The sequence below is a fragment of the Haloarcula amylovorans genome, from assembly GCF_004681185.1.
In the GTDB taxonomy this organism is placed as follows: domain Archaea; phylum Halobacteriota; class Halobacteria; order Halobacteriales; family Haloarculaceae; genus Haloarcula; species Haloarcula amylovorans.
Genome location: NZ_SRIF01000006.1, coordinates 99196 through 125379, shown reverse-complemented (window position 1 = coordinate 125379; position 26184 = coordinate 99196). Strand labels below are relative to the sequence as shown.

Genomic DNA, 26184 nt, shown 5'->3' with positions numbered 1-26184 from the left:
TATAGCCCGTCCCGTGGTCGGTCATTCCGGTTCGATTCCGGAACGGGCCTTGTGGTCAGTATGCCACGCAACACCGACGCCGACGACAGTGGATCGGACAGTACAGCTACCGACGACCAGCTGGCCGCCCAGCTCGAGATGGACATCAGCGACGATGACGACGCGCCGGATACTGAGGCCCTGCAGGAACTGGTGGGCCAGCTCGAAGACGAAACCCCACCCCCCGTTTCGAGTGTTCTCGAAGGACTGGTTGCGACCATCGACCAGCTCCAAGATCGCGTCGACGAACTCGAAGCCAAGCAGGAACAAACCCATGACGTCGCGACGACCGCTGTGGGCAAATCGGCCGAAGCCGAGAGTCGCCTCGACGACGTTGAGGAACAACAGGAAGAAACCCACGAGATCGCCAAGAGCGCCATCGCCAAGGCGCAGCAATTAGAGGCTGACCCTAATCAGCAGGAAGACGCCGAAACCCTGCCCGAAGGCATCGAACCCAGTTCGTCGCCGCTGGATTTCTTCGCAAACTGCCGTCAAGCGAAGGTCAAGACCATGTTCGTCGAGCGGTCGAACCGTCAGAACACCTACCGGGCGATTAGTGTCGCCAAGCGATGGCCAGAGTTCGCTACGGAACGGACTGACGGGAGTGGCGTCTTCTTCACGAAGGACGATGTAGAGACTGCTTTGACCGCCGAACTTGGGAAAGAGCCGCATCGACAGACGGTCAAGCGTGTCTGGGAGAAAATGCAGGAGTTAGGCGGCGATGATCTCGGTGCGAAGACCCGGCAGGTCGGGCGGGACCAGACACAGACGGAGTTGCTGGCGATGGATATGGAGACTGCCGAAGGATTGGTCGAGCAACGCTATGTCGGCTTAGATTTGCTGGAGGACAGCGACCGAAAAGCGACGACTGGTGGCGTCACACCCGTTGTGGTGGAGTATTCGGGGTAACCCTGTGACGAACACGGTCTGAGGAGAGAATCGACACGGAACCAACCTTGAGGAACGCGGTGGCACGTGCCCTGCCCCCGCTGACGTGGCTGTCTGCTAGCTGCAGAACTCGGGAGCGGCCCTTTCTTTGCAGGAGTGTAGTGAGTATTTGTAACACGAACGGAGCGACCAGTCCCGATTCGCTGTTCACAACGGGTGTGACGAACGCCGTTTCCCGACAAGTCTCTGTCCAGCTGTGCGGCCACAACACCTGAGAACTGCTAGTAGTTCATGGTGGAAATCCCGGAATTTGCCTGAATGCCGTCAGAAACAGCGTGCTGAATAGAGAGGGTAGATTCAGCAGTATATCAGATGTGCTTTTCCGGCAGTGACCGAGTCTAGTTCATCGTCATCTTCCCGCACTACTATGCCCCTCCAAATAATCATTATCGAACGTGAAGGATTATGGCCGCGAACGATTCGGGGGCAGAGGAGACACCAGCACCGCGTGAGGAGCGCCTGGCGATCGTCGAAGAACACGTCCGACAGGAGAATCAACACGATCTCGACGGGATCATGGCGACGTTCGGGGAGGGAGCGTGGTACGATAACGAACCGGTCGGCGAGCACCACGATGGCCGCGACAGCGTCCGTGCCTACTACGATGAGTTGCTCCAGGCACTCCCCGACTTCCACATCGAGATTCACCAGCGTCACGTGACCGACGATCACGTGATTCTGGAGACCACACAGAGCGGGACCCACGAGGGGAATTTGCGTGGGCTCCCGGGGACCGGCCGGGAGGTCGAATTTGATGCGTGCTCAGTGTTCTCCTTCGACGACCAGGGTAAACTCGCCGGCGAGCGCGTCTACTACGACCGTGCGGGGCTCGCCCGACAGTTGGGCGTCTTCCACGACCCCGAGGAGGGTATGGGGCAAGTCCTGACGCCGCTTTTGCATCCGGTTACCTTCGGCCGGGCACTGGTGCGGAACATCCGCTCAGGGTGAGCGCCCCCTCACCCCGAGTTCCGTTTAGATGAAGGATACAACCGAGGGGCCGTCTACAACGGCCAGACCACCCATTGACCAAGTGAGTGGTGCTTTCGCGCCCTGTATTTAGCACGAACCCTTGAACATCAACGAATCTGGTAGAACCGACAGCGGTACGTCGGCAGTCCTACCTAGTAGGCGGTTCACCGACAGCCGTTGCGGAACGATCCCAATGTGGCTTCTGGTTGACATCCTCTTAATTATCAATTTCGTATCTGCTTCAATGACGACTGGCCGACTCACACGTGCTACTCGGCAATTAAACCCGGTCAATAGACTGTATTCATCGAAATCGGTAAGATAGGTTCAACCACTTCGTAGGAGCGTTTTTTGCTTAGTGTTAACAAACATCATTCATGGGGAACAGCGACACGAGTGGGACGGACACAATACGAGGCTGCCTTGCCGTGATTCGTCGTGAGTGAGGGGATCGACTTCGACGAAGAGTGGGTAGCGGAGATGGAACGGATCTACCGCACGGCATCGATGGCCGAACGACGCCGACGGATCCGGAATGCACTCGCGCTCGATCCGGGCGAACACGTCCTTTCAATTGGGACCGGGCCGGGATTCGAATCACGAGGGTTGGCGGAGGACGTTGGCGAAACCGGTCGTGTACACGGAATCGACACCGCGGAACCGATGCTGACGGTCGCCCGCGAGCGCTGTGCAGGCCAGCCACAAGCAACGTTCGAGCAGGGCGACGCCGCAGACCTGCCCCTCGAAGACGGGGCATTCGACGTGGCCACAGCAGTCCAGGTCTACGAATACGTCCCCGACCTCGACGCCGCATTCGGGGAGCTGTATCGTGCTCTCCGCCCCGGCGGACGGGCTGTCGTCTTCGATTCGGACTGGAGCACGATGACGTTCCACGCCGCCGATGAGGCACGCTCGGAACGAATCATCTCGGCGTTCGATACCCACTGTCCGCATCCGCGGCTCGCACGGACGCTCAAGCCACGACTGGAGCGGGCGAACTTCGAGGTGACCGAGCAGGATGTGTACGTCCACTTCGAGACCGAACTGAACGAGGATGCGGTCGCTGCGGCGATGATTCCACCCATCCGGGAGTTCGTAACCGAACAGGGCGGTATCGACGAGGCAGAAGCCGAGGCGTGGGTCAAGGACCTCCACGAACGGGCCGAGGAAGGGGAGTTCTTTTTCAATTTCAATCAGTATCTCTTCGTGGCCGAAAAGCCAGCGGAGGGGGCCTGACCAAGGCCCACGAGGAGGCGTTAGAGGTCCTTTCCGTGTTCCTTGGTGAATGAGCGCGCTGTATTCAGCAGACCTCCAAAACCATGTCAGACATAGTGGGGTTCTACACAATCAGTCGGACGCCATCTGCCGATCTTTGCAACCGTTGTGACTACTAGTAGTTCCTGAATGTGAAACGCCGCTCCGCCAAAAGTGTCTCTCAGGTTGTGCAGTCATGACATCCGGAAACTGCTATTAGCTTGGAATGAGAATCCAGGGATCTTCCGTGATGCTGTCAGAAACCGCGTGCTGAATAGAGAGGATGTTGTCAGCACGGCGAATTCGTTTCTTCTTCACCTTGTCGCTGAATTATCTGCTGCTCTCTGTCTGTAGGTGGGCGACGGTATTATATGAATTCACCGTACACTATTTGCAATCAGATGAGATCCTATGAGTGAAGCCCCTGAAGTAATCTCGGTCCTTCACGTTGACGATGAACCAGGATTCGCCGAGATGGTTTCTGACTTCTTGGAACAAGAGGCTAAGGAGATCAAGGTAGATACAGCAACAAGCCCGAGTGTGGGCCGGGAAAAATTAACTGAGAACGATTACAGTTGTATCGTCAGCGATTATGATATGCCCGGCCAGAATGGGATTGAGTTCCTCGAAACGGTCCGGGAGGACCATCCATGCCTCCCGTTTATTTTGTATACTGGAAAGGGGTCAGAGGAGGTAGCCAGTGACGCGATCACGGCTGGAGCTACCGACTATCTCCAAAAGGAATCTGGAACAACCCAATACAACGTCCTCACGAATCGTATACAGAACGCTGTTGAGCAGTACCGGGCACAGCAACGCGCCACGAACCTCGATCGTATCCGCAACCTGGTCAACGAGATCAACCAGGCACTCGTCCGGGCGGAATCCCGAGCAGATGTGGAAGCCGAGATCTGCGAGATCATCAGCGATTCAGACCCTTACTTGTTCGCCTGGATCGGCGGAGTCGATCCCGACACGAAACGAATCGAACCACGGGCAGCAGCCGGTATCGAAGACAGGTATCTCGATACAATCACGGTTACTGCTGATGAGTCGCCCACTGGTCAGGGCCCTGGTGGCACAGCAATCCGTGAAGGCCGTATTGCGATCTCACAGAACATCGACGACGACCCGGAGTTCGAACCATGGCGAGAGGAAGCGATAAAGCGCGGATATCGAGCGGTCGCCGCTCTTCCCCTCAAACACGAGGAAACACTGTACGGTGAACTCGTCGTCTACGCAAATCGCTCCTATGCATTCGATGACGCTGAAAGAGAATTACTCATTGAGCTTGGAGACAACATTGCGCACGCGTTCTACTCGCTGGAGACCCAATCGAATCTTCGTGAACAACGAGAGTTCATTGACCAGGCTTTGGACACACTCAACGACACGTTTTACGTGGTTGGAACGGATGGGACTCTCAAGCGATGGAATTCTGAACTCTCAGAAGTCACCGGCTATGATGATGACGAAATCGCGGACATGCAAGCGACTGATTTCTTCCCGAGTGACGAGCAAGCAACGATCGCTGAGGCAATCGACGAAACGCTGACGACAGGAGGCGTAACCGTCGAGTCACGTTTTTTGACAGCGGACGGCGAACGGATTCCGTACGAGTTCACCGGCTCACGGCTTACCGACATAGACGGCGACCTAATCGGGCTTATCGGAATCGGGCGTGATATCACGCAGCGAAAGGAACGTGAACGGCGGTTAGAGACTCTTCTTGACAATTTGCCCGGGATGGTCTACCGATGTCAGAATGAACAGGGATGGCCGATGGAAAACGTCAGAGGCGAGGTCGAGGAATTAACTGGTTATCTGGAGGAGGAAATCGAAAGCAAGGGTGCGATCTTCGGCGATGAGATTATCCACTCGGACGACCGCGAAGATGTCTGGAACGCTGTGCAGAACGCACTCGAAACTGGAACGACGTTCGATCTCACGTACCGCATCCGTACAAAACAGGGAGACACCAAGTGGGTTCGAGAACGCGGTCAGGGAGTTGGTTCGGAGAACGGGGAGGTTGAGGCGCTGGAGGGATTCATCACGGAAATCACAGACGAGAAGGAGAATCAACAGGAACTGGAAGCAGCGAATACAGTATTGCGGACAATCGTAGAGAACCTCCCGATGGGTGTTCTCGTCGAGGATGCAAATCGAGAGGTACTCATGGCCAACGACAGGCTGTCTGCCGTTTTGGATCTCCCCGTTTCGGCGGACGGTTTAGTTGGACGCGACTGTAGAGCAACCGCACGAGAGGTGAAGGACCTGTTCGCGGACCCTGACGAATTCTTATACAAGACTGAACAGCGAGTCGAGGAATGCGATCTGGTTCAGAATGAAGAGTTCGAACTCGCAGACGGACGGATAGTCAAGCGCGACTATATTCCGTACTCGCTCCCGGACGGGAACGCAATCCTCTGGCTCTATCGGGATGTGACGGCCCGCAAGCAGCATGAGAATGCGCTGCACCGGCAGAATGAGCGGCTAGAGCAGTTTAGTAGCGTTGTTAGTCACGATTTGAGGAATCCACTAAACGTCGCACAGGGCCGACTCGAACTGGCATCGGAGGAGCACGAGAGTGACCATCTAGACGATGCGGCCAACGCAGTTGAGCGAAGTCTCTCGTTGATCGATGACTTGCTCGCCCTCGCTCGTGAAGGGGAACGAGTTAGCGAGCCGGAATCTGTCGATTTGGGCGACATTATTCGTGGATGCTGGCAGAACGTCGAAACGAACGGCGCGGCACTTACCATCGAAATCCACCGAACGATCCGCGCTGACGAGAGCCGGCTGAAGCAACTCTTCGAGAACTTGCTGCGGAACGCAGTCGAGCACAGCGAGGGTGATGTAACCGTCGATGTCGGGGAATTAGATGCTGAGCGAGGATTCTACGTCGCCGATGACGGTCCCGGCTCCCCTGAAGACGAACGTGAACGAATATTCGAGGCTGGATATTCGACGAACGAGGATGGAACTGGATTCGGACTCAAGATCGTGCAGGAGATCGCTGACGCGCATGGGTGGAACATCAATGTGACCGACAGCCAATTTGGTGGTGCCCGGTTTGAGGTCACCAGTGTCGAATTCACCGACTGCTGAATATGCGCGCTGTATTCAGCAGTCCCCAGATAACTTCAACATTTGGTAAATTCAGTCAAGTTAGACGGCTGCAGTCTGTCGGTTCTCGCAATTGGTGCATCTACTAGTAGTTTCTGAATAAGGAACGCCGTTTCCCGCAGAGTCCCTGTCTGGCTGTCTCCTCACCACACCTGAATACTGCTAGTAGCCAAGCGACCGGAAACGTACATACCTCATCTCCCTCAGAACGGACATGCTGAATACAGAGCCTTACTCGGCAGCGAACGGTTATCCAGATAGGACCCGTAGCATGAAGCTATGGCAGTGACCCAATGCAACGGAGCCGCCCTCTATTATGAGGACTACGGAGAGGGGCAACCGATCCTCTTCCTCCATGGAGCGTGGGCTGGACTCAGATATTTCGAACCACAACTCACGGCCCTGTCAGATAAATATCGGACAGTCGCCCTCGATTTCAGAGGCCACGGTCGGTCAGAGAAAACAGAGCACGGCCACACCGTCCGCCAATACGCGAGCGATGTACACGAATTCCTCCTCCACCTTGATCTGGACGACGTCATCATGGTCGGCTGGTCGATGGGCGCGGGCGTCGCGTGGGAGTTTGTTGATCAGTTTGGAACCGAACGGGTGCGAGGTTTGGTTAATGTCGATAGTGAACCGTCCCCATTCCAGCAGGAGGACTACGAATTTGGACGAATGGGGCTGGAGGAACTCAGCGGTGTCTTCGTCGATATCCAGACCGACCATCTGAGCCTCACCGAACGGCAGAACGAATTACTACTCAAAGATCCTTCGGCTGAGGAACTCAAAAAGATGATGTTCGACGAGGCATCGCATACCCCGCCCCCGATCAAGACTGCGATCTTTGCTGATGTTCTGCGTGAACCACCGGATGTTCTTCCTGATATCGACGTTCCGATGTTAGTGTGCGCCGGGGCGGACGAGAAGTGGCGAAGCGTTGCTTCCGTAAAGTACGTCGCCGAAGTCGTCCCGGACAGCAGCTTTGAATTGTTCGAGGAAAGCGGCCACTGTATCACGATCGAGGAACCTGAGCGGTTCAATCAGGTCCTGAGCGATTTCGTCGACTCACTTTGATATATACGTGCGCTGTACCTTGCACGGGTTCGATCGACTGCCCATTCTCTGTCAGAAGCAGCGTGACCGATACAGAGAGCGGTTTCAGCACGTGATTCAGAAACTCGGCGTGAGGACTCTCCACAAGATGCCTGGACGAAACAACAAGGTCGGCCGCTCCTCCATGATGATAACCCGATTGAAGGCATCGGCGACCTTCCCGTCGGTCCGGGCTGTCCGGAGCAGCCGCGAGAGATACCTGTTGATTAGATCCGTTCCGGTGGGTTTCGGCCCGGTCGTCTGTTCGAATTGGAAATCAGAGCCGACCGCAAGCATCCACGCATCGTCAACAACCGTTGTGGCTCGTTGGAAGAATCGGTGGGCTACATCGTCACTTCTGCCCGCTGCGAGGGTGTGATGGAGCTGGATGGCCTCAAGGGCGGCGACCGACATCCCTTGACCGTAGATTGGATTGAAACTGGCGATTCCGTCACCGATCACGAGCAACCCGTCGGGAAAGCGGTCGATCTCCTCGTACCTGATCCGCCTGTTTGAGGGAAACGGGTATTGCTCGATCGTTTCACTCACCAGCCCGTGTTCGTCGATAACGCGCTCGAAATCAGCAATCGGCAAGCTGGCTGCGAAGTCAGTGAACCCCTCAGGCTCCGGTGGGGCGTGTTCCCCATGGACCCCGAAGAGCGTCATCATCCACCGGCCGTTTTCGACCGGGAACATGCCACCGCCGCGTTTGCGCGGGGGATTCGGAAGAACAACACACGTTTGTTGTTCATCCGTAGGTCGGTTGACGAACGCAGTGCTGTATGCCACGTCAATGTGAACCTTGTCGACTGTGGGCATCGGATAGTCGTGGTCTGCCAGCCAGTCCGGGGTTCGGGAGGTCCGTCCAGTTGCATCGACGACCAGATTCGCAGGGATATCTTCTGTGCGCCCGTCCTGACGGATCGTTACTCCCTCGACATCCGCTGTCCCCCCGGCGAGGTAATCGACGAACTGGCAGTTATCCTTGAGCGAGACGTTTTCGATGTCGTCGACCCGCCGCCGCGTGACCAGTTCGAAGAGCGGCCGACTGGCACAATACATCGGTAGTTGAGCCGGTCCGTGGGCCAGCACATCCTCCTCAATGAACACGCGGGAGTCACGGTTGATTTCGATTCGGTTTCCTCCGGCAGCGAGCAACTCCTCGCTGAAACCGGGGAATAAATCTTCGAGGGTTTGTCGACCGGCTTCGTGGAGATTGTGAATGTGGTTTGCCTGCGGGGTACCTTTCCGGCTCACGGGGGAGTCCCTGAGAGCATCTTTCTCGATGAGCGTTACTCGCTCGAACGAATCTGCCAGCACGCGGGCCGTCATCAGTCCAGCCATTCCCGCCCCAACGACGATGGCAAACCCGGTATTACGAGCGATTTGCCCCGGGTCGTACTCTGGAACGGATGCTAAGGTCACGATAGTGCCCTCTCTTATCGGGTATTCGTGGATAGCCCTGTTAAGAGTTAGCACCTGTCTAGGAGAATGCCGATCGAAGTCTGTTGCTGAATGCGCACCCTGTATTCAGCAGCGCCAAAATCAGGCCCATGGTATTTACCCGGCGTTCGTCGTCGATGATGTGATCGATGGCGATGAAGGTTCCTCCCGGGTTGACGGCGTCGTAGAATTTCTCCATGAGCGCCTTCTTCGTCTCCAGATTCTCCTAATGGAGTATCAGACTCGCTGTTACGAGATCCGCGTCGGGGATGGGCACCTCATTGTAGTCGCTGCTAACGGCGTCGATCCGATCCTCAAGACCCTCGGCCTCGATGCGCTCGCGGGCCAGTTCAGTTACCTCCGGCAGGTCAGTCGTGGTGATCGAAAGGTGGGGTTCGCGTCGGGCCACGATCCGAGACAGATCGGCGAGAGCACCCCCGGCGTCGACTTCTGAGCAACGCGCTGGAAGACAGCTCGCCGGGAGTCCGGAGTTGTAGTCACTGTCGATGAGCGAGAAAGCAGAGACGTCGTTTAACAGCGATAGACGACTGCTTCGTACGGTCGGAACGTTTCACCGGACGGGATGGTCGGTGAGTCAGAGTAGTTGCTGATCACCTTCTCGGAATCTGTGGCCTGAATATCAGCGTCAAATGTCGCTGATTCGCCCGACCAGTTGAGAACAATCAAGAACCGCTCGTCGTCGAGCGTCCGCTTGTAGGCGTAGAACTGGTCGTGGTCAGGCAGCAGTAGCTCGTAGTCCCCGTAAACGAGTGCGTCCTCCTCGTGGCGGAGTTCAATCAGGTCCTGATAGTGGTACCAGATTGAGTCAGTATCGGACCGCAATGCCTCGACGTTGATCTCGTCGTAGTTGTCGTTAACGTCGAACCAAGGGTCCTCGTCGGTGAAGTTGGCGTTCTCACTTTCGTTCCACTGCATGGGCGTACGAGCGTGGTCGCGGCTCTGGTAGTTGACGAGGTCGCGAACCTCCTCGTAAGAGTTGACGGCTCCATCGGCGATGAGGTCCTCGACCACGCCGACGGTCATCGGGTCGTCTATCTCCGCAAGACCGTCGAATTCGTTGTTGGTCATGCCGATTTCCTCGCCTTGATAAATATAAGGGGTCCCCTGAAGTGTCAACAGCAAGGTCGCGATGAGCGTCGCGCTCTCGGCGTGACAGCCTTCTTCGCCAAATCGGGATACGGGTCGAGGCTGATCGTGGTTCCCGAAAAACAGTGTCGGCCAGTCAATCTCGTTCTGTTGCTGGCTGATGAGCTTTTTAAGCTCGCTGAGTTCCCATTCTCCGAACTGTTCCGGGTCCCACGGGCCGTCAGGCCCGGTGTCGACACCCATGTGCTCGAACTGGAAGATCGTGTCCAAGCTGTCCTCGCCGGTGTAGTCGTCGACCTGGTCGATGTCGGCACCACCCATCTCACCGACCGTCAGGGTGTCGTACCCCTCGAAGGCTGCTGCGAGCTCGCTGAGATACTCTCGGAGGTGAGGACCGTGGCTGAAGTGTTCGATGCCGACGATCGGCGCGTCAGGATCTCCAGACGGGTAACCGTCAGACTTCGAGAGATGGTCGATGGCGTCGAGGCGGAAGCCGTCGATGCCCTTCTCGAGCCACCACGTAACCATATCGGTGATGGCCTCGCGGACATCAGGATTGCGCCAGTTCAGGTCGGGCTGTCCGGGGTCAAAGAGATGGAGGTACCACTGGCCGCGTTCCTCGTCGTACGTCCAGGCAGGCCCTCCGAAGATGGACTCCCAGTTGTTCGGCGGCTCGTCGGGAGTGCCATCAACCCAGTGATAATAGTCCTCGAACTCACCCTCGCGGCGCCGGGACTGCTGGAACCATTCATGCTGTTTGGAGGTGTGGTTGACGACCAGGTCCATGATGAGGCGGATGTCACGTGCGTGCAGTTCCGCCAGTAGCTCCTCCCAGTCGGCCATCGTCCCGAACTCGTCCATAATTGCCCGGTAGTCACTGATGTCGTACCCGTTGTCGGCGTTGGGCGACTCGTAGACGGGACAGAGCCAGACAACGTCGACGCCAAGATCGTCGAGGTAGTCGACCTTCTCTGTTATCCCCGGAATGTCGCCGACGCCGTCACCGTCGCTGTCGTTGAAACTGCGCGGGTAGATTTGATAGGTGACAGCTTCTTTCCACCACTGTCTGTCGATGTCTGTACGTTGTGTCGATTCGGTCGTGAGCTGTGAATTGTATTGTGTCATGTTGTGATTATTTGCTTATCCGTGATGCTACGAAGTGAGGTAGACCCGCGCTTCGTATGGACCCAGTTCAAACGACGATTGCGGCGTCGTCGGGACATCGGCGTTCGCGATAGCTAGTTCGAGTCCATCGAGCGTGATGTCGGCTGGCACCTCGAACTCGACCGGTTCGGGGTCGAAGTTGAGGATCACGAGGCCGCGTTCCTCGCCGAGCGTTCGCGTGTAGGCAAAGACGGTTGGGTCCTTGGGACAGAGGAGGGAGAACTCGCCGTAGACGAGGACGTCGTGCTCCTTGCGGAGTTCGATGAGGTCGCGGTAGTAGTGCCAGACGGAGCCTTCGTTCGCACGGGCGTGCTCTACGTTAACCGTCTCGTAGTTCGAGTTGCAGTCGATCCACGGCTCACCGTCGGTGAAGCCAGCGTGCTCCGAATCGTCCCACTGCATCGGCGTGCGGGCGTTGTCCCGCCCCACATACTCGATGGCATCTCGGACATCGTCGTAGGAAGCGGCATCCCCTTCTTCGATGGCCTCCTCGACGAAATTCAGCGCCTCGACGTCCCGGAGTTCCTCGGGAGACGCAAACTCGGCATTCGTCATCCCGAGTTCCTCTCCCTGATAGACGAAGGGCGTCCCCTGAAGCGTGTGGGTGAGCGTCCCGAGCAGTTTCGCACTCTCGGTGCGATACGCGCCGTCGTTGCCGAAGCGAGAGACCATCCGTGGCTGGTCGTGGTTGTTGAGGTAGATACTGTTCCATCCGCCCTCGGCAAGGCCGTTCTGCCACTTCGAGAGGATCTCTTTGAACTCGACGAGCGACCAGTCACCGGCATCCCACTTGTGCTCGTCGTGGTCGAACGTGACGTGCTCGAACTGGAACACCATCGAGAGACCATCGCCGTCCTCACCGACGTACTTCTGGGCGTCGTCGACGTGTGCACCCGGAGTCTCTCCGACGGTCAGGAGCGAGTCGTCAGAGAGTACCTCCGTGTGCATTTCTTGGAGGTAGTCGTGGATGTTCGGGCCATTGATGAAGTGCTTCGCACCGGTATGCCCAGATTCCGCGTCGCCGTCCGGCAGACCCTCCGTCTTCGAAATAAGGTTGATGACGTCCATCCGGAACCCGTCAATGCCCTGCGAGAGCCACCAGTTCATCATCTCGTAGACGGACTCGCGGACGTCGGAGTTGCGCCAATTCAAGTCCGGTTGTGTCTCGTCGAAGAGGTGGAGGTACCATTGGCTGCGCTCCTCGTCGTACGCCCACGCGGGCCCACCGAAGACCGATTCCCAGTTGTTGGGGGCGACTTCGTCGGCGGGGCCGTCGGCGGTGTCGTAGTCGGCCTCTTTGGCTGACCGACCGTCGCGCCAGATGTAGTACTCCTCGAACTCGCCCTCACGGCGCCGGGACTGCTGAAACCACTCGTGTTCGTCGGACGTGTGGTTGACCACCAAGTCCATGATGAGACGCATGTCTCGCTCATGGAGCATATTGAGCAGTTCTCGCCAGTCGTCCATGTCGCCGTAGGCTTCGTGGATGGCCCGATAGTCACTGATGTCGTAGCCGTTGTCGGCCTGCGGGGACTTGTAAACCGGACAGAGCCAGATGGCGTCGACACCGAGGTCGTCGAGGTAGTTGACCTTCTCTATCACACCCCGCAGATCGCCGATGCCATCGCCGTCGCTATCGTTGAAAGACCGGGGGTATATTTGATAGATGACTGCTTCTTTCCACCACTGACGGTCGGATCGTTCGAGCGTCTTCGACTCCAGCTTGCTCACCATCCATCACCGGTGTTGCCATCCTGCTGCGTCAGCGCTGGTGTGGTACGCTGATCTCTCAGGCACGTCCGTGCCGTCCTGTTCTTGGTTCTGCTTGTTCGTCCGCGTGAGTACCGTTCGTTCATACTGTAATCCCAGGGCGATCTGCCCGTCTGATAATACGCTATCTCCGCTCCCACTTAAAGATATAAATTCCTGAAGCTCTTCTTCTTCCGCATTTCCAAAACCTTTATGTCCTTGAAGTCTACAGTTGTCCATAGTCTATGATGGACGGGCACGACAACAGCGAGCTCAACGGGCAGCAATTCACACGCCGTCGATTTGTTCAGGCAATCGGTGCAACAGGACTCGCAGCAGGGCTTGCGGGTTGTGGCGGCCAACAAGCGGTAGATGACACCCCGACAGAGAGTAACTCCGACGTAGAGTCCACATCTATCGATGTTGGCGACGAGTCGCTGGGATTAATCCAAGAGTTAGCCTACGTTACTAACCAGACACTACCTGTATTGCCACTTCAGGAGAAGCTTGCACAGTCTTTCCAGACGACCGACGATTGGAACGTCCCCTCGAAGGACAGCTCGAAGATTCAGTCCTACTGGCCGACCGAGTGGCTCCCACGGGAGGGCGAGTGGACGAGCGCGAACGGCTCTGACGATAAGCGACTGACGCTGGCACAGTGGGCTGTTCCTGCGGACTCCCAGTACAACCCTTGGAACGCGAAGAATTTCGCAGAGGGACGCCGGATGATGTTCGACCGGTTCATGGAGTACGAGCTCTCCAGCCAGGAGTACAGAGGATATGTCATCACGGATTGGTCGCTCGATGGCAAGACGCTTACACTGAACGTCCGTGACGATGGTGTCTGGCACGACGGGAGTTCGATCACGGCGACGGATGTGGTGAACCAACTCAAGCTCGACATCTATACCGGCGGTAACCTCGGAGAGTTCGTCGCGCCTGATGACGAGGGGAAGGTCGCCGACCGCATCACTGCACCCAACAAGACGACCGCCGAAGTTTCGCTCGTCAAAGCGTTCAACGAGGACGTCGTCCTGCCGTACATCCAGCCGAAGTATCTCTCGGCCCACGAGGGAACTTATGGCGAGTTCGTGACTCGGCTCGACGAGGCGGGATCACAAGATGAGCGGTCGACAATCGTCGGCGAACTCACGGGGATGGCCGTCACGGACCCGGTTGGCTCCGGCCCCTTCCAGTTTGAAGACGCCGACAGCCAGCGGACGCTCCTCACGAAGTTCGAGAATCATCCTGACGCGGGTAATATCAACTACCCCGAGGTGGAGTACCGCTACAAGCCGTCGAACCAGAGCCGCTGGAACGCCCTCATAAACAACGAGACGGACGGGTCGGCGACACTGTTCATGCCGAGCAACAAGCTGCGCCAACTTCCGGACTCGGTGCAGGTCAGCCTCATCCCGAGACACTGGGGACTCGGCCTCCTGTTCAACCACGAGCGAGAACCGGTCAACGACGTGCGCGTCCGCAAGGCAATCGCCCACGTGGTTAATCGTGAGGCGGTTGCCGGGAATTCCGGCGCCGGCACAAACTCGAAAATCGCGGTCACGTACCCGAGTGGTTTGACCAGCGAATTCAGTGGGCAGGTCGAGGGGACCTGGCTCAAGGGGGTCACCAACCAGTTTGAGACGTACGGACGAAGTACGTCTCAGACAGAGAAGGCCGCTGCGCTGCTTCAGGACGCTGGCTACCAGAAGCAGGGTGGGACGTGGAAGAAAGACGGTAACCCGCTCCGCATCCCAATCAAGGGTCCGTCTGGGTTCTCTGACTGGGTTGCAGGTGCGGAAACCGTCGTCTCACAGCTCAAGCAGTTCGGCATCCAGGCCGAGAGTGTGATGAAAGACACCTCAACCTACTGGGGTAAAGACTACTCGAACGCCGACTTTGTCGTCGGGCTGCAGGGCTGGGCATCGTACAACCAGTCACACCCGTACTTCCACTTCAAGTTCCTGTTCGACAGTTCCGACGCGGCGAACTCCTGGAATATGCCCAGTGAGCTTGAAGCACCGGTTCTGAACGACCAGTTGCGTGACGGGCAGACCGTCGCCCCTGCATCGCTCGTCTCGGACCTGTCCACGGCTGGAAACTAAGGAGAATACGAATGAACTATGTCTTAAAGAGATTGGGACAATCGCTGCTCACCATCCTCGTGGTAGTGTCGGCGAGCTTCGGCCTCATTCGGCTGCTCCCCGGTGGCCCAATGGATTACCTTCGGGCAGAGATGATCAAGCAAGGCAGCGATCTGTCGTCGGCCGAGATCAACCGCCGTATCGCCGCCCAGACCAACATCGCCGTCGACGAGCCGATGTACGTACAGTATCTCGACTATATGACCGCGATGGTCCAAGGAGACTTCGGGCGGTCGATCTGGTACGAGGAGCCCGTCGCGAGCGTTATCGGTCCGGCGATTCCATGGACAGTGTTCCTGACGGCGTCGGCCCTGTTTCTGGCATTCACTGTTGGCATCTCGCTCGGTGCGTTCATGGCATACAAGGAAGGATCGTCGTTCGACATCGCCAGTACGGGCATCGGATTGTTCCTCAACTCCACCCCGAGCTACGTGATCGCTTTGCTGCTCATCGCGTTCCTTGGCTACCGTTTCCAGCTGTTTCCGACTGGCGGACGCTACGCGTCTGAGTTGACGACAGGATTCAATATCCCCTTCTTGACGAGTGTCCTCTATCACGGGGTATTACCCATCCTGTCGATGGCTCTCGTCGGCTTTGGCGGCTGGGCGCTCTCGATGCGAGGCAATAGTATCCGTGTCCTCGGGGAAGATTACCTTCGTGTGGCTCGGCTGCGTGGATTGCCGACTCGACGTATCGCCATCCGATACGTCGCTCGAAACGCCATCCTGCCGATGTATACCGGTCTGATGATCGCTATCGGGACCGTCTTCGGCGGCGCGGTCATCATCGAGAACATCTTCGCGTACCCGGGCGTCGGGTTCTACCTGATTCAGGCGATCCACGCCCGTGACTATCCGTTGATGATGGGCGGGTTCATCCTCATTACGGTCGCAATGGTCATCGGCATCACCATCGCGGACCTCACTTACGGGTGGCTTGATCCACGCGCCAAAGGAGGTGGGTCGCGTGAATCCTACTGATGGAAACGACTCGGCAGATGCCGACCCGGGCGTCGACACCGTCGGTAGTGAGTCTGTCGAGGACCACCAGTCCGGCACCCCCCCTCGTTCGTCAATCACTGGCCACGACCAGAAGGGGCAGGCGCTGACTGACGGCGGAACGGTTTCCGAGTTCGAACAGATGGCCGACGTCTCGATGACGACGGCCGAACGTCGTCGGCAGTGGTTCGATGAGAAGATCCTGGCTCCTGCCCGTATCGTCTGGGATGACTGGCGAGCTCGAACCGGTGCTCTCATCGTTCTCCTGTACCTGTTGATGGGGACGATTGGCCCGCTGGTGGTCACCGCCCCGCAACCCAACCAAGGACCCCGGCTTATCGGGGCGTTCCGGTCGCTCCAGTACCCACTTGGGACGACAGCGTCCGGTGAGGACATCTTCGCTCAAATCATCCACGCGACTCCGTCGATGCTCATCATGATCGCTTCGGGCGCCGTGTTCACCGTCGTCCTCGGAACGGCCGTTGGCACACTGGCCGGATACAAGGGTGGACGGACGGACAGTGCCCTGATGACGGTCACCGACATCATGATGACCATCCCGGGACTGCCGCTGACTATCGTCCTGGCAGCCGCGCTCCAGATCAAGGGGAACCCTGCGGTCATCGGGATCCTCATCACGGTGAATGCGTGGGCCGGTCTCGGCCGTGCGATCAGGTCACAGGTCCTGACGCTCCGCGACTCCGAATACGTCGAGGCATCGCGTATCATGGGGATAGAGACGCCCACGATCATCACCAGCGACATCATCCCCAATCTGATGCCGTACATCACGATGAACTTCGTCCAGCAGGCCCGTGCGGTCATCTTCGGCTCGGTTGGCCTGTACTTCCTGGGCGTGCTGCCGTACAACAACGTCAACTGGGGCGTGATGATGAACGCGGCTGTCGAACGAGCGGGTGCCGTATCATCCCCGTTAGCCTTCCACTGGCTGTTGATGCCGATGCTGACCATCATCTTCCTCGCACTCGGACTGACGCTGTTGGCGCAGGGAGCCGACCGCATCTTCAATCCCCGAGTTCGCGCTCGGCACGCCAAATCGATCAGCAGCGGCGATGACGGCGATGACGACGAAGACGGTGATCCGCCAACGACGTCTGCCACCGCACGCGAAATGTCGACCGCTGGAGGTAACTAACATGTCACGACCTGCTAACAAGACAGGGCGCGACGCGGCGGATCCGATTCTCGAGGCCCGCAACGTCAGCGTCACCTACGACTTAGAGCACAGAGACGCAATGGTACTGGACGACGCAAGTATCGACCTCCGACGGGGGGAGATACTCGGCGTCGTCGGCGAATCCGGATCCGGCAAATCGATGCTTGCCAACGCGATGATGGACGCCGTCGAAGAGCCCGGCATTACGACCGGAGAGATACGATACTACCCCGAGAAAGGCGACGATCCGGTGAACGTCCTCGAGTTGAGCGACGAAGAGTTGAAACAACTCCGCTGGGAGGAGATCTCGATGGTGTTCCAGGGTGCCCTCTCCTCGTTCAACCCGACGATGAAGATTCGCGGGCACTTCGAAGAAACACTCGAAGCCCACGATTACGACATCGGCGAGGGGATGGAACGGGCCCGTGAACTTCTCTCGGACCTCTATCTGGATCCGGACCGGGTACTCGATTCCTACTCCTACGAGTTGTCGGGCGGGATGAGCCAGCGGGCGCTTATCGCGCTGTCACTGGTACTGGAGCCGAAGGTGCTGTTGATGGACGAGCCGACGGCAGCGCTAGACCTGCTAATGCAGCGCTCGATTTTGAGCCTGCTTGATGACATCAAGGAGAAGTACGAACTCTCGATACTGTTCATCACGCACGACTTACCGCTCGTGGCCGGACTGTCCGACCGATTGGCGATTCTCTACGCGTTCAAACTAGCGGAAGTCGGGCCAACTGAACAAATCGTTAGAAACTCCCAGCACCCATACACACGAGCGCTCCTGAAGGCTGTCCCCAATCTAGATGCGCCATTGTCGACAATGCAACCCATCGAAGGGACGGCACCGAATCCAGCCCACGCACCGGCTGGGTGTCATTACGCGCCACGGTGTCCGCTGGCGACCGAGGAGTGTCACGAAGAGCAACCAGGATGGTTCCAAGTGGCAGACGACCAGGAGAGCGCCTGTTTCCACCATGACGAGGCCGAGGAGGCTGTGCCGATGGAAGCCGAGGTGGTTGAACAATGAGCGGACGTTCGTCTCCCGAGCAGAGCGACGACGAGGATATCGTGATGTCGCTCGAAGACGTCTCGGTTCACTTCGAGAAAGAACAGGGGTTCATCGACTCGTTGCGGAAAGACGCACCGCAGGTCCGAGCAGTCGATGGGATCTCTATCGATATCCCAGAAAACGACGTGTTGGCGCTGGTCGGCGAGTCCGGCTGTGGGAAAACGACGCTTGGCAAGACGATTATTGGTGTCCAACGCCCGACCGAAGGGAGCGTAAAGTACCGGGGCCAAGACGTCTGGGACGCCAAAGACGGGAAAGGTGACGTGGAGATCCCGTACGGCGATATCCGAAAGGCTCTGCAGATCATCCATCAGGACCCCGGTGGGTCACTCAACCCCAACCAGAAGGTACTGACATCACTCGAAGCGCCATTGAAGCGCTGGGATCCGGAGATGTCGACTGAAGACCGACGGGCGCGAATCTTTGCACTATTGGACCGGGTCGGGATGGAGCCACCACAAGAGTACGCTCATCGGTTCCCTCACCAGCTGAGCGGCGGGGAACAACAGCGTGTGGCACTGGTCCGGGCGTTATTGATGAACCCTGACGTCATTCTCGCCGACGAGGCCGTGTCGGCACTTGACGTATCTCTCCGGGTCGAAACGATGGATCTGCTGTTGGAGCTGCAAGAGCAGTTCAACACCTCCTTCGTGTTCATCTCGCACACGTTGTCGAACGCCCGCTACCTCGCCGAGAAGGCCGATGGCCGAATCGGCATCATGTACTTGGGAGAAATCATCGAGATCGGGCCACCTGAGGAGGTTCTGAACGACCCGAAACACCCGTACTCACGAGTGTTGCGGTGGGCAACTGCCGACCTAGACCCAAGCCAGCAGAAGATGGTCGACCCACCGGTCCGGTCTATCGACATTCCGGACCCAGTGGACCCGCCATCGGGCTGTCGGTTCCACACTCGGTGTCCCGAAGCACGTGAAGCGTGTAAGACCGATAAGCCTGCGCTCGGCGCGGAAGCTGGCGAGCCAGGCACCCGCTGTGCGGCCTGCCACCGGACCGATCTTGACCATGAATACTGGGACAGCGAGCCACTCGAAGGTGTCGAGAGTGCGGAAACCCCACCAATCAGTGATGACTAACCACGGTGCCAAAATGGCCGAAATGATTTCCCGAACAGTTGGCGACGCATCTGTCCAGAGAGTCGCGTTCGGAGAGCGCGTTCGGAGGGCAGTCCGATGACTACGATTTGGCGGGCCATCTTTGCCTCAAGCCTCGTATTGCTCGCACTGCTGGGGCTGTCGGTTCCCTATATCGAACCCGGAACTGGCACGTTTGTAATTAGCCTCATGAGCCTCGGCATGCTCGTGGTAATGCTCGTGGCCTCAGCCGCGTTTATCTACTTCAACTGGGATCCATTCGCGAAGCTGCTGGAATCAACCCCCTGAACGTATAGACTTGAACTACACCAATCGATTCAACCACTACCATGACACGCACACTCATCGTTATCGAAAACACAGACCGCGACAGAGCATTGCTGGAAAAAGCACGGACAGTCGCATTGGGCGAAGAGACCGATATCGTGGTTGTCGCACTGGCGACGCCCAACGAGTACGAAGACGTTGCATCGACGCTCGACGAAATCGGCCGTATCGAGCACACGAGCTACGACGAGGATGATGTCCTCGACGGGGTGTCCGGAGACACGCAAGATCTCGCCAGTGATGTCCTCGGTGGGACTATCGAGTACGACCTTCGCACGCTCGTCGAAGAGAAGGGGTCACAAGCAAGCACTATCGTCGAGATGGCCCACGAAATGGACTGTAATCATATTTTTCTCCCAGGATATCGACGGTCTCCAACCGGAAAAGCTGTCTTCGGCGACCGCACCCAAGAAGTCCTTCTTAATTTCGACGGGTACGTAACCGTCTCGATGGATTGAATCGCGTGCTAAACCGCACTGACCAGCTATTTCACCGACGACCTTCTATCACACAGCACGATGACGCAGTCTGACGAACGAACCGAGACTGAGATCAGAGAAGAGCTGAGCATCTTGGGGCTGTCTGATACAGAGATTGATACCTATCTCGCGCTTTTGCCACGAGGCGAGGCACCGACGAGTACTATCGCAGAAGAAGCGGACGTAACGCAGCGAGCGGTGTATAACATTGCCGAGCGCCTCGAAAAGCGAGGGCTCGTTCGCGTCAAGGAACATGCATCACCAACAGTTATCCGTGCGCTGCCGCCTGAGGAGGCAATCGGCTCTCTCTCAGAACGGCTCGAATCGATAACGCCGTCACTTGAAGACAGGTTCAACGAGACGACCGACACGGAGCCCGAGATTCAGATGTTGAAGTCTCGACAGACAGCGATCAAGCGGCTCCGGACCTCGATCTCCAATGCCGAGGACGAGATATTTGTCGCGGTCCCCAAACACGTCTATCCAGAAATCGAATCAGGCTTACGAAGCGCGGTCAACCGGGGTGTGTTCGTCCTTCTATTGGTCGGAGAGTTGGACACGCCTGCCGAAATCGAACAGTTCGAGGGCGTTGGGGATGCCATCCGATACTGGGACGAAAGCCTGCCATTTGCGTTCGTCGTCGACGACACCACAGCAATGATCGGTGAACCGGATATCTTCTCCGGACCCACCACGGAGACAGAGGTAGTTTCCGTCTCACAACAACATCTCACTGGGTCGGTTTTGGGGATGTCGCTCAGCGCCTACTGGTCCGCATCGACCGAACTGTACGTAACCGACCCCGACCCGCTTCCGAAAACGTACGGTTGGTTTCGACAGGCGGTTTTCCATGCGTATCTTCACATGCAACAGGGGACGGATCTTTGGGCCGATATCGAAACTGTAAGCGGTGAACTGATCTCCGGTGCGGTGAGTCAGGTCCGTCAGGCAATCATTGAGCCAGCGACGAACGATTATACATTAGAGATGAGCCTGTTTCTCGAAACCGACAACGGCGAGGTGAGCGTTGGTGGACCTGGCGCGTTTATAGAAGATTACGAGGGTAAAACTGTTCGTCTTCGGACAAACTCCTAACGACTAAGGCCGTCTTCTGACTCTAGAGCTTTTCGGCGTCGATATCAAATCGTCCGGAGTCGATCTCAGACAGTGCACAAGGTCGCCAAGAGCGCCATCGCCAAGGCGCAACAACTCGAAGCAGATCTTGACCAGCAGGAAGACGCCGAGACACTTCCCGAAGGAATCGAGCTCAGTTCGTCGCCGCTAGACTTCTTCACGAACTGCGGGCAGGCCAAAGTGAAGACGATGTTTGTCGAGCGGTCGAACCGCCAGAACACGTACTAGGCGATTAGTGTCGCAAAATGGTGGACAGAATTCGCCACCGAACGGACCGACGGGAGTGTCGTCTTCTTCACGAAGGACGACGTCGAGACTGCCCTGACTGCCGAACTCGGGAAAAGAACCGTACCGGCAAACGGTCAAACGTGTCTGGGAGAAACTGATCGAGATTGGCGGTGATGTTCTTGTAGCAAAGACGCGACAAGTGGGTCGAGAGCAGACGCAAACGGAGTTATTAGCGATGGACGCCGAGACTGCCGAGAGATTAGTTGAGCAACGGTACGTCGGCTTAGATCTGCTGGAGAATAGTGACCGGAAAGCGACGACTGGTGGCGTCACACCCGTTGTGGTGGAGTCGTCCGGGTAACCCTGTGACGAACACGGTCTGAGGAGAGAATCGACACGGAACCAACCTTGAGGAACGCGGTGGCACGTGCCCTGCCCCCGCTGACGTGGCTGTTTGCTAGCTGCAGAACTCGGGAGCGACCCTTTCTTTGCAGGAGTGTAGTGAGTGTTTGTAACACGAATGGAGCGACCAGTCCCCAATCTTGGTTCACAACGGGTGTGACGCCCCATTCAACACGGATCTGTTCTAAGATAGTCCCAGGTACCGCTCAGTAGGCGATGTACTAACCACCCTATAGTTGGGTAACTCACACATGCGATTCTGACGATTGGCACGATCATGTTAGTCTACGATGGGGCAGTATCTTGTTCTGTAACCCAGTTTTCACGACATTCTTCACTACAAAAACGGAATAGCTGAAATGTCCCATCCTTCGCCGTGCCACTAGCAACCGGATGCCACATATCGCAGTTGACCTTCTCGCCGCACCATTCACATTGTGTTTTGCTTGATTTTGACCCAGTATTATTTGTATTTGTCATGAAGGTGGGATTCCATTTGCTCAGACTGCAATCCAAGTGAGCCATCTATTCAGCAGTTTTTCCTCCACTACAGGCAGCCTGAGACTCACTTTCAATAGGTGAGACTTCGACATCTCCAGTACTCTTTACGATGACTCGACAACCTATCCACGTAAACGTGGTTTGGCCATTCATCTGAGCCGAACCATCCTGACAGCTCTGAAACAGGCGATTCAACGCGCCTAGGTCAACAATTTCGGACAGCGTCGGAGTTAGTTGCTCGGGGGGTTTGTTGACCGTGTTAGCAACTTTCTGAATGACCGACAGAGAAATCGGTTCGTAGTTCGATGAATGGGAGTGTTCTTTTGAATCGTTGGTCACGGGATCTCTACTTAGTTGAACGGGTAACGGTCGGATACTAACACTCCCTATATTAGAAGGGGTCCCCGAAATTGGAGACTATTTCTATTACTCGAGATGATAGATACCGCCTTCAGATAGGACGAAAACCAATGCTTCTCTGTCAATGATGAGAGCAGATAATCCTGGGACTCAGTATACGAATATGCTGATTTCACTGGCGGTATCTCTTCACACACAGGTTCTAGACTCGGTCGTAGTAGTAGACCGTCGTGCCATCGATAATCGCATACCGACTACGTGAAGGATCATAGATCGTACGATTGTTTGTATCAATCCCGATGTCGACTAACTCCTCTAGTGAGGCAACCTCGATGAGGGTCTCACCTGCGTCGTCTGGAATAGTACCAGTAGATATCCACTCTGCATATCGTAGACGTTGCAGTTCATGAACCATATCAGCTGAATCTAACTGGTTCGGTTCAATCCAGGATACTATGCTGACCGCGATACCGAGGAGCAGCGCAATCCCCCCAAGGATACCAAGACCGATATAACCACCTCGTTGGCGTGTTGGTACGGTAACTGTTCTCTCATCCGGTATGCTATGCGTTCTCGAGGCGGTGGGGGAGTCGATCTGATACCAGTTGTCTGTGATTTGTATATTGATGGGTTTCGATAGCGTTCCGTTGTACCTGGCTGTCGTATATGACACCACAAATCGTAGATCGACATTTACGGACCCCGCATCACCGATAGTCTCGTCGAGTTCCTGCACGCGCTCTTGAATCATCTCGGGATTGACTTGGGTCTTCATTTGAGTTCGTCCCGAGTGGGTCGTCACCTCTGTCTGTTTGATGACAGTCGAATTCTTCCAGAATGTTTCGTCGCCTCGGTCGGCAGTATAGTTTACTAGAATCTGTTGAGAGACGGCGACTTTCTGGTTAGAAGGCACTGTAGTTGTGAGGATAAGCGTCGGTGACGGCGCAGCCGACCTGAGGTATACTGGCTGATTTTCCAGGGTCTGATTTGGAGTGTACAGTGTCGTGTTCTCAGTAACGACAGCCTGTGTCGAAATATTAGATTGAATCGTCTGCTGATTGGTTTGGTCTGTCACCTGAGTCGTCGGTGGATGTGTATACAGCCATCCGGCTCCGCCAATCGACAGCAGTCCTACAATTATCAGCACGGAGGCCAAGAGGTGGCCGTGCTGAATGATGAGATACCGGGCACGGAGAAGCGCTGCTCGTATCATCCTTTGATTGCCGCTGAACGATTGGAAGCACTCACAGCTAAGCCTGTTGCAGAAGCATTAGCGTGGTAGTACACCGTTTGTCCCACTAGAGCGCTATCGTTTGGAATTTTGATTTTCACTGTCTCTGTATTGCCTTCTCGAAGTGTGAACGTCGCAGTATCGCCTTGATTGGCGCCATTGACAATGAGATCACCGACCGATGTAGAATCATCACGTAGCGCAACGGTGACAGTTGTGTCTTGGGCGAGATGGTTAGTGATATTCACTAGTGCTTCCGTTGAATTGACGTGTACTGATTGAGCAGTATCTATCGCGTGTGCACCAGATTCATCAATCGTCACGTCAGCGGTCGCCTCTCTTGGCACTGTTGCCGTACTGAATGCGGTGGACTTGATCCCCGCTCCCCCCACCAGAAGGAAGCAGACGAGGACGATACCGACGAGAAGGAACGAAGATGATTTCCCTCCCCGTCGGCGGGAACGACGTCCTTTCATTTGACTACCTCCTTTAAGCGATAGAGCCATCGAGATCGTGACGGCCGAACCGGCGTTTTTCTATCGAATATGAGAAGCGAAAGAAGATAGACTGGCGTCATCACGAGGAGTGTGCTGATGCTTGCCGGTATCACCGGGTGAATTCGATCCAATTGCTGGAGCAGAGAGAGGGGCAGCACAGCTGGATAATGCCGTGTTGAGAGGCGTGATACATACCGGCCGGTAGACTCCGGTGGGGGAATTCGTGTGGTAACCGTGATACTCGATTCGTTTCTGGACTGCTCCGTAATTTGCATGTTCTCAGCAGTCACGACTGACCGCGTGAATGGTGTCGTGGACCGATTGATCATCATTGTCGTTGTTTTGCTTTCTCCTACCGTGATAATATTCGGCGTATCTGAAGTGGTGGCGACAGCAACAAAGGTAAACTGGTGGACAGAAGCACCCACAAGCATGAATCCAACCAATGAGACGACGCTAACCACAAGCAGTGGGAGCATCACGTCCTGTATCCGAAGTACTGAGCGTGTAGGCCGGGCTCCCTGTGTTGCCGTCCCTCCCATTCGAATGAGCAATAGGAGGCCTAATCCGAGCAGGATGACTGGGCTGTAACCGCGGAGTGCCGAGACAGTTGACCCGTATTTTGGGATGAGGATCGGTGCCCCGTGGTAAGTCACGACCTCCCCAACAATCTCGTTCTGCTTGACGTGAGAATAGCCGGTGGATTGGTCAGACGTTGGGTTATTATCGCCTTTCGTGATGTATCCTGAATCGGACTGACCAACTACCCGATGAGTGACGTAGCTGTCTCGCTGAGGGGCCCAAAAAGTGACGATATCCCCGGCTTCGATTGAGTTTGAAGAAGTTACAAAAAACCCATCGTTCGTGTGAATTGTTGGTTCCATGCTATCAGAATACACGTATGAGATCTGAACCGGGGAGCCAGCTGGTGCTATAGAGAGTCCAAGAAAAATGAGCACCAGTATAACACAGAGTTGTTTGAGCACAGTACTATTGATCAGAAATCCCGATTAGTTTAGGCCGAGACCTCGAGGGTTCCCGAGAGATTGTCTGTACTGTCGAGACCGTGAGTGTCGACGACGATTACGACGTAGTAGGTTGTGCCCGAACTCGCACCAGTAATCGATGCCGAGGTACTCTCTTCACTCACAGTACCAACTTGCGTCCCAGCATTGTCGTAAATTTGGAACTGGATGTTTTTGTCAGTATCACTCGTACCACCGGCGCCCGTGTAGCTAACAGTGAGGTCATGGGACTCAGCGTCGAGGTTCGAAATATTGAATGCCGACTGATTCGTCGGATCTGACGGATTTCCGAGTTCGAAGTGCGCATTCGTGTTAACGCCGCCTGCGCCACCCGCCGTGAAGTCAATATTCAATGCACCGCTCGTGTTCTGCATCACGAGGTCACCGGATGTTCCGTCGGACAGGGCGATGAGACCCTGGTCGTCTGTGACGACGTCGACGTTCGAGGATCGAGTAACGTTCCCAGTTGTGAACGCACTTGCACCGAGTGTTGCTGTGATCGCGATAACGACCATTGCTACTGCCGCAATTTTCAATCGCATTACAGAATTACATACAAGCTGTAGCTGAGATATGTTTGGTCACTATTTCAAAAGGTAT

24 protein-coding genes and 1 pseudogene are annotated in these 26184 nt (G+C 56.2%); 14 read left to right on the top strand and 11 right to left on the bottom strand.

Features of this window, described 5'->3' with window-relative positions; genetic code table 11:
* The first annotated feature begins 60 nt into the window (after positions 1 to 60).
* The 5 genes from E4S61_RS18840 (at position 61) to E4S61_RS18820 (ending at position 7413) form a co-directional block, all read left to right on the top strand.
* Entirely contained in the window at positions 61 to 948 is an 888-nt protein-coding gene (locus E4S61_RS18840; RefSeq protein ID WP_135305484.1) for a hypothetical protein, read from the top strand.
* Between the two features lie 444 nt (positions 949 to 1392).
* Positions 1393 to 1935 carry an ester cyclase gene (locus E4S61_RS18835; RefSeq protein WP_135305483.1) on the top strand — a complete coding sequence of 181 codons (543 nt, stop codon included), beginning with the start codon at positions 1393 to 1395 and terminating at the stop codon, positions 1933 to 1935.
* 459 nt (positions 1936 to 2394) lie between these two features.
* Positions 2395 to 3192 carry a methyltransferase domain-containing protein gene (locus tag E4S61_RS18830; protein WP_135305482.1) on the top strand — a complete coding sequence of 266 codons (798 nt, stop codon included), beginning with the start codon at positions 2395 to 2397 and terminating at the stop codon, positions 3190 to 3192.
* A 429-nt stretch (positions 3193 to 3621) separates the two neighbouring features.
* Entirely contained in the window at positions 3622 to 6318 is a 2697-nt protein-coding gene (locus E4S61_RS18825; RefSeq protein WP_135305481.1) for a hybrid sensor histidine kinase/response regulator, read from the top strand.
* Positions 6319 to 6615: 297 nt separating this feature from the next.
* The gene (locus E4S61_RS18820; RefSeq protein ID WP_135305480.1) at positions 6616 to 7413 is read left to right on the top strand and encodes an alpha/beta fold hydrolase; all 798 of its coding nucleotides are present in this window, start codon (positions 6616 to 6618) and stop codon (positions 7411 to 7413) included.
* A 96-nt stretch (positions 7414 to 7509) separates the two neighbouring features.
* Here the strand turns inward: E4S61_RS18820 and E4S61_RS18815 are convergent, their stop codons facing one another.
* The 5 genes from E4S61_RS18815 to E4S61_RS18800 all read right to left on the bottom strand — a co-directional run bounded on the left by E4S61_RS18815 (position 7510) and on the right by E4S61_RS18800 (position 12876).
* The gene (locus tag E4S61_RS18815; protein ID WP_245180847.1) at positions 7510 to 8910 is read right to left on the bottom strand and encodes an FAD-dependent oxidoreductase; all 1401 of its coding nucleotides are present in this window, start codon (positions 8908 to 8910) and stop codon (positions 7510 to 7512) included.
* Between the two features lie 4 nt (positions 8911 to 8914).
* Entirely contained in the window at positions 8915 to 9073 is a 159-nt protein-coding gene (locus E4S61_RS25620; RefSeq protein WP_167768577.1) for a hypothetical protein, read from the bottom strand.
* A gap of 27 nt (positions 9074 to 9100) precedes the next feature.
* Positions 9101 to 9283: a methyltransferase gene (locus tag E4S61_RS26800; RefSeq protein WP_167768576.1), complete on the bottom strand. Its 183-nt coding sequence runs from the start codon at positions 9281 to 9283 to the stop codon at positions 9101 to 9103.
* A 122-nt stretch (positions 9284 to 9405) separates the two neighbouring features.
* Positions 9406 to 11106, bottom strand: a complete 1701-nt coding sequence (locus E4S61_RS18805) for a glycoside hydrolase family 13 protein (RefSeq protein WP_135305479.1) — start codon at positions 11104 to 11106, stop codon at positions 9406 to 9408.
* A 27-nt stretch (positions 11107 to 11133) separates the two neighbouring features.
* Positions 11134 to 12876, bottom strand: coding sequence for a glycoside hydrolase family 13 protein (locus E4S61_RS18800; RefSeq protein WP_245180843.1), 1743 nt, complete (start codon positions 12874 to 12876; stop codon positions 11134 to 11136).
* Between the two features lie 263 nt (positions 12877 to 13139).
* Here E4S61_RS18800 and E4S61_RS18795 point away from each other — a divergent pair, with 263 nt between their 5' ends.
* The 9 genes and pseudogenes from E4S61_RS18795 to E4S61_RS18755 all read left to right on the top strand — a co-directional run.
* Positions 13140 to 14999: an ABC transporter substrate-binding protein gene (locus tag E4S61_RS18795; RefSeq protein ID WP_135305477.1), complete on the top strand. Its 1860-nt coding sequence runs from the start codon at positions 13140 to 13142 to the stop codon at positions 14997 to 14999.
* 11 nt (positions 15000 to 15010) lie between these two features.
* On the top strand, positions 15011 to 16018 hold the full coding sequence (locus E4S61_RS18790; RefSeq protein ID WP_135305476.1) for an ABC transporter permease: 1008 nt from the start codon (positions 15011 to 15013) through the stop codon (positions 16016 to 16018).
* Positions 16019 to 16178: 160 nt separating this feature from the next.
* Complete coding sequence (locus tag E4S61_RS18785; protein ID WP_394346461.1) at positions 16179 to 17192, top strand: ABC transporter permease; 1014 nt, start codon at positions 16179 to 16181, stop codon at positions 17190 to 17192.
* Position 17193: 1 nt separating this feature from the next.
* Complete coding sequence (locus tag E4S61_RS18780; protein ID WP_135305475.1) at positions 17194 to 18246, top strand: ABC transporter ATP-binding protein; 1053 nt, start codon at positions 17194 to 17196, stop codon at positions 18244 to 18246.
* Positions 18243 to 19382 carry an oligopeptide/dipeptide ABC transporter ATP-binding protein gene (locus tag E4S61_RS18775; protein WP_135305474.1) on the top strand — a complete coding sequence of 380 codons (1140 nt, stop codon included), beginning with the start codon at positions 18243 to 18245 and terminating at the stop codon, positions 19380 to 19382. Before E4S61_RS18780 ends, E4S61_RS18775 begins: the two co-directional genes overlap by 4 nt.
* 96 nt (positions 19383 to 19478) lie before the next feature.
* Positions 19479 to 19688, top strand: coding sequence for a hypothetical protein (locus tag E4S61_RS18770; RefSeq protein WP_135305473.1), 210 nt, complete (start codon positions 19479 to 19481; stop codon positions 19686 to 19688).
* Positions 19689 to 19729: 41 nt separating this feature from the next.
* On the top strand, positions 19730 to 20185 hold the full coding sequence (locus E4S61_RS18765) for a universal stress protein (protein WP_135305472.1): 456 nt from the start codon (positions 19730 to 19732) through the stop codon (positions 20183 to 20185).
* A gap of 60 nt (positions 20186 to 20245) precedes the next feature.
* Positions 20246 to 21301, top strand: coding sequence for a TrmB family transcriptional regulator (locus tag E4S61_RS18760; RefSeq protein ID WP_135305471.1), 1056 nt, complete (start codon positions 20246 to 20248; stop codon positions 21299 to 21301).
* A gap of 75 nt (positions 21302 to 21376) precedes the next feature.
* Positions 21377 to 21929 (top strand): annotated as a pseudogene (locus tag E4S61_RS18755) (hypothetical protein); the annotation flags it as partial.
* Between the two features lie 326 nt (positions 21930 to 22255).
* Here E4S61_RS18755 and E4S61_RS27010 read toward each other — a convergent pair.
* The 6 genes from E4S61_RS27010 to E4S61_RS18735 all read right to left on the bottom strand — a co-directional run bounded on the left by E4S61_RS27010 (position 22256) and on the right by E4S61_RS18735 (position 26120).
* Positions 22256 to 22450, bottom strand: coding sequence for a DUF7576 family protein (locus E4S61_RS27010; protein WP_449405167.1), 195 nt, complete (start codon positions 22448 to 22450; stop codon positions 22256 to 22258).
* A 45-nt stretch (positions 22451 to 22495) separates the two neighbouring features.
* A complete protein-coding gene (locus E4S61_RS26795) occupies positions 22496 to 22810 on the bottom strand; it encodes a HalOD1 output domain-containing protein (RefSeq protein WP_167768575.1) in 315 nt (104 codons plus the stop codon).
* 223 nt (positions 22811 to 23033) lie between these two features.
* Entirely contained in the window at positions 23034 to 23906 is an 873-nt protein-coding gene (locus E4S61_RS18750; RefSeq protein WP_135305470.1) for a DUF5305 family protein, read from the bottom strand.
* 134 nt (positions 23907 to 24040) lie between these two features.
* Complete coding sequence (locus E4S61_RS18745) at positions 24041 to 24538, bottom strand: hypothetical protein (protein ID WP_135305469.1); 498 nt, start codon at positions 24536 to 24538, stop codon at positions 24041 to 24043.
* Complete coding sequence (locus E4S61_RS18740) at positions 24535 to 25545, bottom strand: signal peptidase I (protein WP_167768574.1); 1011 nt, start codon at positions 25543 to 25545, stop codon at positions 24535 to 24537. The genes E4S61_RS18745 and E4S61_RS18740 overlap by 4 nt, the downstream gene beginning before the upstream one ends.
* Before the next feature lie 29 nt (positions 25546 to 25574).
* On the bottom strand, positions 25575 to 26120 hold the full coding sequence (locus tag E4S61_RS18735) for a hypothetical protein (protein WP_167768573.1): 546 nt from the start codon (positions 26118 to 26120) through the stop codon (positions 25575 to 25577).
* Positions 26121 to 26184 lie beyond the last annotated feature (64 nt).